This is a genomic window from Rhizobacter sp. (genome assembly GCA_021153565.1).
Classification (GTDB): Bacteria; Pseudomonadota; Gammaproteobacteria; order Burkholderiales; family Burkholderiaceae_C; genus Albitalea.
This window is the reverse complement of record JAJKJU010000195.1, coordinates 1-7150: the sequence shown is the minus strand read 5'-3', so window position 1 is coordinate 7150 and position 7150 is coordinate 1. Positions and strand designations below refer to the sequence as shown.

At 61.4% G+C, this 7150-nt stretch carries 6 protein-coding genes; 5 read left to right on the top strand and 1 reads right to left on the bottom strand.

Annotation, left to right across the window (positions count from 1 at the left end):
• Positions 1 to 98: 98 nt before the first annotated feature.
• The gene (locus AC30NL_RS12210; protein WP_489464273.1) at positions 99 to 377 is read right to left on the bottom strand and encodes a YkvA family protein; all 279 of its coding nucleotides are present in this window, start codon (positions 375 to 377) and stop codon (positions 99 to 101) included.
• Between the two features lie 509 nt (positions 378 to 886).
• Between AC30NL_RS12210 and urtA the strand changes: the two genes are divergently transcribed.
• The 5 genes from urtA to urtE all read left to right on the top strand — a co-directional run bounded on the left by urtA (position 887) and on the right by urtE (position 7054).
• On the top strand, positions 887 to 2158 hold the full coding sequence (gene urtA / locus AC30NL_RS12205; protein WP_489464272.1) for an urea ABC transporter substrate-binding protein: 1272 nt from the start codon (positions 887 to 889) through the stop codon (positions 2156 to 2158).
• A 354-nt stretch (positions 2159 to 2512) separates the two neighbouring features.
• The gene (gene urtB / locus AC30NL_RS12200; protein WP_489464271.1) at positions 2513 to 4054 is read left to right on the top strand and encodes an urea ABC transporter permease subunit UrtB; all 1542 of its coding nucleotides are present in this window, start codon (positions 2513 to 2515) and stop codon (positions 4052 to 4054) included.
• A gap of 224 nt (positions 4055 to 4278) precedes the next feature.
• Positions 4279 to 5358, top strand: coding sequence for an urea ABC transporter permease subunit UrtC (urtC, locus tag AC30NL_RS12195; RefSeq protein WP_489464274.1), 1080 nt, complete (start codon positions 4279 to 4281; stop codon positions 5356 to 5358).
• Positions 5355 to 6242, top strand: a complete 888-nt coding sequence (gene urtD, locus AC30NL_RS12190; RefSeq protein WP_489464270.1) for an urea ABC transporter ATP-binding protein UrtD — start codon at positions 5355 to 5357, stop codon at positions 6240 to 6242. The genes urtC and urtD overlap by 4 nt, the downstream gene beginning before the upstream one ends.
• A 119-nt stretch (positions 6243 to 6361) precedes the next feature.
• Positions 6362 to 7054 (top strand): urea ABC transporter ATP-binding subunit UrtE, encoded by a 693-nt coding sequence (gene urtE / locus AC30NL_RS12185; protein WP_489464269.1) that lies wholly within the window; start codon positions 6362 to 6364, stop codon positions 7052 to 7054.
• Positions 7055 to 7150 lie beyond the last annotated feature (96 nt).

Genomic DNA, 7150 nt, shown 5'->3' with positions numbered 1-7150 from the left:
TCACACACCCAAGGTAGGAGCCCAGTGCGTGAATTACGCCCGCTGGGATCTGTGCGGGGGGCGTCCAGCAATGGGTGTCTCTACCGCGATCCAAATCCTTATTGCGACCTTGCCGCTCGCTCTGCGTCCATGCGTATGTGCGCGGGCAAGCGCCCGAGCAGCCAGCGGATGGCAAAGGGCACGATCACGATGTCGTCGACGAGGCCAACGAAGGGAATGAAGTCGGGGACCAGGTCGATCGGCGAGACGATGTAGGCCACGATCAGCGCCGTGCCTATCTTGAGCCAGATCGGCGCATCGGGATGCCGCAAGGCGAACCACAGACGCTGCGCGTCTGCGCGGACGACACGCCAAAGTACGACAGTACGTTTCCACATCGGCTTCTCCTGCTTGGCGGCCCCGACAGCATGGACCCCATGGACCGCGGACCTTACATGGAGTCGTCCTGGCGGACCGCAAGAGTCAGCCTCTCAGTTCCACCCTTTCAAGGTCTTCGCTCCCTCTCCCTCTGGGAGGGCCAGGGTGAGGGCCGTGGGCAGTGAATAAAGCCATGGGTTGCCATCACCGCAGCCCCTCACCCAACCTCTCCCCAGAGGGGAGAGGAGCCAATACAAGACCTTGAAAGGGGTGCCCCTCAGCTCCAACGCGCCAAACTTCTTCACCAGCGCATTCACACACGGGCAGTCTCCTGCACGACAGAGTCGCCGAATCCTGCGGGGTTCCACCGACGAATTCCATGTCGAGCTGCCCACCCGGCGTTTGCTGCGCATCACGGGGTAAACCATATCTACGCCATGTGGCGTATATCAGGAAACCACCCCGCTCCTTAACCTGCGTCGGTCCATCCCGTGAGGGCTGGAGATTCATCATCCAAGGAGCGCTTTTCATGAAGCACAACCGTCGCACATTCGCGAAAACCCTGAGTGCTGTCGGCCTCGCCGTCGGTGCTTTCTCGCTGAGCAGTCTTGCTCAAGCCGCTGACACCATCAAGGTCGGCATTCTTCACTCGCTGTCGGGAACGATGGCGATTTCCGAGACGGTCTTGAAAGACGTCGCCCTGATGACCATCGACGAGATCAACGCCAAGGGCGGCGTGATGGGAAAGAAGCTCGAACCCGTCGTGGTCGATCCTGCATCCAACTGGCCGCTCTTCGCTGAAAAGGCCAAGCAGCTCATCTCGCAAGACAAGGTTGCCGTCATGTTCGGATGCTGGACCAGTGTGTCGCGCAAGTCGGTGCTGCCGGTCGTCGAGGAACTCAACGGACTGCTTTTCTATCCCGTGCAGTACGAAGGCGAAGAGCTCAGCAAGAACGTGTTCTACACGGGTGCCGCGCCCAACCAGCAGGCCATTCCCGCTGTCGAGTACCTGATGAGCAAGGAAGGCGGCGGCGCCAAGCGCTTCGTGCTGCTGGGCACTGACTACGTGTATCCGCGCACCACGAACAAGATCCTGCGCGCCTTCCTGCACAGCAAGGGCGTGAAGGACAGCGACATCGACGAGAAATACACGCCCTTCGGCCACAGCGACTATCAAACCATCGTTGCCGACGTCAAGAAGTTCGCTGCCGGTGGCAAGACCGCCGTGATCTCGACGATCAATGGCGACTCGAACGTTCCCTTCTACAAGGAACTGGGCAATCAAGGTCTGAAGGCGACCGACGTTCCGGTGGTGGCTTTCTCAGTGGGAGAAGAAGAACTGCGCGGCGTGGACACCAAGCCGCTGGTCGGCCACCTGGCTGCATGGAACTACTTCATGAGCCTGAAGAATCCGAGCAACGAGGCATTCAAGAAGCAGTGGGCCGCGTATGCCAAGTCCAAGAATCTTCCGGGCGCCGACAAGCCGCTGACCAACGACCCGATGGAAGCAACCTACATCGGCATCCACATGTGGAAGCAGGCGGTCGAGAAAGCCAAGAGCACAGACACCGACAAGGTGATCGCTGCAATGGGCGGACAGACCTTCCCGGCGCCGGGTGGCTTCACGTCGACGATGGACATGAAGAACCATCATCTGCACAAGCCGGTGTTCATCGGTGAAGTGAAGGCGGACGGTCAGTTCAACGTGGTGTGGAAGACCCCCGCGCCGGTGAAGGCCAAGCCGTGGAGCCCGTACATCGAAGGCAACGACAAGAAGAAGGACGAGCCGGAGAAGATCTAATTGCAAGGGAGCTGCTTCGCTGTGGGGGTATCGAGGTGTCATCCGGTTGGCGCAAGGCCTTCGATACCTCATCCCGGGTTGATGCCGAGATTTGTCTGATCTGTCAGGGTTGTCGCTGTGAGGCTGAGAGTATTTCGATCATGCCCGCTCATCACGTCAAAAGACCCCTGCTCGTCGTTGCAAATGCTCGCCATAGACCGGGCTATGGCTGTGCTTTGCGCCTAGATCAGGTGCCTTTTGACGCGCTGCTCGGGCACGCTCGAAAAACTCTCAGCCTCTGAGATTATGAAGTTCCATCATCCACTGCATGCATGCGTCTTCCGAATTGCCTTCGCCTGCACAAGTTGGTTGTGGATGGCGTCTTCCACCCACGCGCTGACCATGGAGCAGGTCCGCGCCATGGCCCAAGGCGAAAACGACGCCCGTGCCGCCGCTATCGCGCAGGTGGCGTCGAGCGGCGACGCCCGGGCACAAGAGTTTTTCCAGTCATTGCTCGACGACGCCGTGAAAACATCCGGCGACAAGGTCTTCATCGTGCGCGACGGCAAGGCGCAAGACGCTGCCACCGGCAACGCCGCCACGCTGCCCGACAACGCCGACGATGTCGTCAACAGCAACCGCATGCGCCGCGAGATCGAGGCGGCGCTGGCCTCGTTGAAGCTGCTGTCGCCCGATACCGCGGAACGTGCCGCCGCAGTCAAGGAGTTGCGCGACGGTGCCGACGAATCCAAGCTTCCGATGATCGAGAAGGCCTACGCTGCGGAGAAGGATGCAAAGCTGAAATCCGCGCTCGGCCTGCTGCGTGCCGGTGTGCTCATCTCATCCACCGACAAAGCCAAGCGGCTCGATGCTGCCAAGTCCTTGGCCGACAGCCATGAGCCTGCGACCAAAACGCTGCTGCTTGAGCGTTTGAAGCCAGACGCCGAGACCGAAGCCGACGTGCGGGCCCAACTGCAGATGGCGCTGTCGGCACTCGAATCGCGCCTCGCCTGGGGCGAACGTCTGGGCGTGGTCTTCACCGGCGCGAGCCTTGGCTCCATCCTGCTTCTGGTGGCATTGGGTCTCGCCATTACCTACGGCCTGATGGGCGTCATCAACATGGCGCACGGCGAACTGATGATGATCGGTGCGTATGCCACCTATATGGTCCAGAACATCTTCAAGGCCTATGTGCCGGGGTTCTTCGACTTCTACATCGTCGCTTCCATTCCTGCCGCGTTCCTTGCCTCCGCACTCGTCGGCGCAGCGATGGAGCGCAGCGTCATCCGCTTCCTCTACGGCCGCCCGCTGGAAACTCTGCTTGCCACCTGGGGCATCAGCCTCGTGTTGATGCAGGGCGTGCGCTCCATCTTCGGTGCACAGAACGTGCAGGTGGAAAACCCTTCGTGGTTGAGCGGCGGCGTGCAGGCCCTGAGCAATCTGACGCTGCCTTTCAACCGCATCGCAATCATTGTCTTTGCGGCGCTGGTGTTGGGCGGTCTTGCTTTCATGGTGGCGCGAACGAGGCTCGGCTTGTTCGTTCGGTGTGTGACGCAGAACCGGCCGATGGCGGCGTGCATGGGGGTGAATACCGCGAAAGTCGACACCTATGCCTTCGCGCTGGGGTCCGGCATTGCGGGGCTGGCGGGATGCGCCTTGTCACAGGTGGGCAACGTAGGGCCGGATCTGGGGCAGGGCTACATCGTCGACTCGTTCATGGTGGTGGTGCTCGGCGGAGTGGGGCAGTTGGCCGGCACTGTCTATGCGGCCCTGGGTTTGGGCATCCTCAACAAGCTGCTCGAAGGATGGACCGGTGCGGTGCTCGCGAAGATCATGGTGCTGGTGTTCATCGTGGTGTTCATCCAGAAGCGGCCGCAAGGGCTGTTTGCGATGAAGGGGCGGAGTGCTGAAGCGTGAGTGCCTTGCCTGGGGCACCCCTCACCCCAACCCTCTCCCGCAAGCGGGAGAGGGAGCAAGAGGGGGAAGAGGTGGTGGCCTCGGCGGAAGAGGGAGAAGCGGTGGTGGCTTCGGCAGAAGAGGGGGAAGCGGTGGTGGCCTCGGCGGAAGAGGGAGAAGCGGTGGTGGCTTCGGCAGAAGAGGGGGAAGCGGTGGTGGCCTCGGCGGAATACTCCCTCTCCCGCTTGCGGGAGAGGGTTGGGGTGAGGGCCGGCACACTGCTGGCTGCCCTTGCAATCTGCATCCTCGCTCCGCTGCTCAACCTGTTCGTTCCCCAAGGCAGTGTCTTCCACATGAGCGACTACGCCGTCGCCCTCGTCGCGAAGATCATGTGCTACGCCATCTGTGCCCTCGCGATGGATTTGATCTGGGGCTACACCGGCATCCTTTCGCTCGGCCACGGCGTCTTCTTCGCGCTCGGCGGCTACGCCATGGGCATGTATCTCATGCGCCAGATCGGGCGCGACGGCAACTACCAGAGTGACTTGCCGGACTTCATGGTGTTTCTCGATTGGAAGAAGCTGCCGTGGCACTGGGCGGTGAGCGACAGCTTCTTCGCGACGCTGCTGCTCATCGTGCTCGTGCCGGGTTTGCTCGCCTTCGTGTTCGGATTTTTCGCCTTTCGCTCTCGCATCAAGGGCGTGTACTTCTCCATCATCACGCAGGCCATGACCTTCGCGACGATGCTGCTCTTCTTCCGCAACGAGACGGGCTTCGGCGGCAACAACGGGTTCACCGACTTCAAGCGGGTCCTCGGCATCGCGATTGCCAAGCCATCGACGCGCATGACGCTGTTCGTCATCACCGGGCTTACGCTGATTGGCTTCTTTCTCTTTGCACGCTGGCTGGTGGCGAGCAAGTTCGGCCGTGTGCTGCAAGCTATTCGCGATGCGGAGTCGCGTGTGATGTTCACGGGCTACGACCCGCTGCGCTACAAGCTCACGATCTGGGTGATCTCCGCGGTGATGTGCGGCGTTGCCGGCGCGTTGTACGTTCCGCAGGTGGGCATCATCAACCCGAGCGAGATGTCGCCAGCCGCGAGCATCGAGATCGCGATCTGGACAGCGGTGGGCGGTCGTGCCTCGCTCATCGGGCCGATCGTCGGCGCCTTCTTTGTCAACGGAGCGAAGAGCTGGTTCACGCAGGCATTTCCAGAGTTCTGGTTGTATTTCCTGGGCGCGCTCTTCATCGCGGTGACCTTGTTCCTGCCGCAAGGGATCATCGGTTTGCTTCGCCGCAGCACGAAGAAGGAAGAGCGGGCATGACGCCGGAACTGATGGAGGCCGGATCGCTCAGGCGCGAAGCGATGCAAGCGCGCAAGGCTGGCCCCGGATCGTCCGGCGGACGCGAGGCCAGCTACGGTCGGGTGGTGCAGGAAGGCATCATCGATGTGTCGCACGGCGCCATCCTGTACCTCGACGACATCACCGTGAGCTTCGACGGCTTCAAGGCCTTGAACGACTTGTCGCTGTCGATCAGTGCAGGCGAGCTGCGCTGCATCATTGGACCGAATGGCGCGGGCAAGACCACGATGATGGACGTCATCACCGGCAAGACCCGGCCCGATGCAGGCAAGGCCTTTTTCGGTTCGACCATCGACCTCTTGCGCATGCGTGAGAACCAGATCGCTTCCATCGGCATCGGCCGCAAGTTCCAGAAGCCCACGGTGTTCGAGAAGCTGTCGGTATTCGAGAATCTCGAGCTGGCACTGAAGGACGATCGCGGCGTGAAGTCATCGATGTTCTTCCGGCTGAACGGCGAGCAGCTGGACCGCATCGGGGCGATGCTGCAGTTGATCCACCTGAAGGGGAGCGCGCAACGCATCGCGGGGCTGTTGTCGCACGGGCAGAAGCAGTGGCTTGAGATCGGCATGCTGCTGATGCAAGACCCGAAGCTCTTGTTGCTCGACGAGCCGGTGGCAGGAATGACCGACGAAGAGACGCAGCGTACGGCGGAGCTGTTTCTATCTCTGGAAGGGAATCATTCGCTCGTGGTGGTCGAACACGACATGAAATTCATCCATGAACTCACGCGCGACAACGCGGCAAAGAAGGTGACGGTGCTGCATGAGGGCAGCGTCCTGGCGGAGGGTTCGTTGGCCGATGTGCAGGGAAACGACAAGGTGGTCGAGGTGTATCTTGGCCGGTAGTTGTGGCCGTCCGGCCCTTCGCCCGCTGGGGGAAGGTTGGGATAAGGCCTGGGCGTTCGTGACTCTACAAGCTCAGGATATGCCAAGCATCCCTCAGCGAGGAAGACGGTGACTTCAACATGCTGAAGGTCTCAGGCATCAACCAGTACTACGGCGGCTCGCACATCCTGCGCAACCTCGGCTTCGAGGCGAAGCTCGGTGAAGTGACTGTCGTGCTCGGCCGCAATGGCGTTGGCAAGACGACGCTTCTCAAGAGCCTGATGGGTGTGGTGCTCGTGAAGACCGGCAGCATCCAGCTCGACGGCCAGAACATCACCCGTGACATGCCCTACGAGCGCGTGCGCAAGGGCGTGGGCTACGTGCCTCAAGGCCGCGAGATCTTCGGTCGGCTGACGGTCGAGGAAAACCTTCGAATGGGCCTTGCGTACAAGCCCGGCAGCACGCCGATTCCGCCGGAGCTGTTCGAACTCTTTCCGGTGTTGAATCAGATGACCAACCGCCGCGGCGGCGATCTTTCAGGCGGTCAGCAGCAGCAACTCGCCATCGCCCGCGCACTGGCCGCGCGCCCCAAGCTGCTGATCCTGGACGAACCCACCGAGGGCATTCAGCCCAGCATCATCAAGGACATCGGCCGAGTCATCCGCATGCTGGCGGATCGCAAGACGATGGCCATCGTGCTGGTTGAGCAGTATTACGACTTCGCGGCGGAACTGGCCGATCAGTACTTGGTGATGGAGCGAGGCGAGATCGTGCAGAGCGGGCGAGGGGAGCAGATGGAGACGGATGGGGTGCGGCGGCGCATGTCGATCTAGTGTCGCGTCAAGCCTCAAGTGTCGGTTGATCGCGCCGCTGTCGGAGCGCAGTGCAAGGCGCGCCGACGAGTCATAGCCGTCGCTATGGCGAGGAGG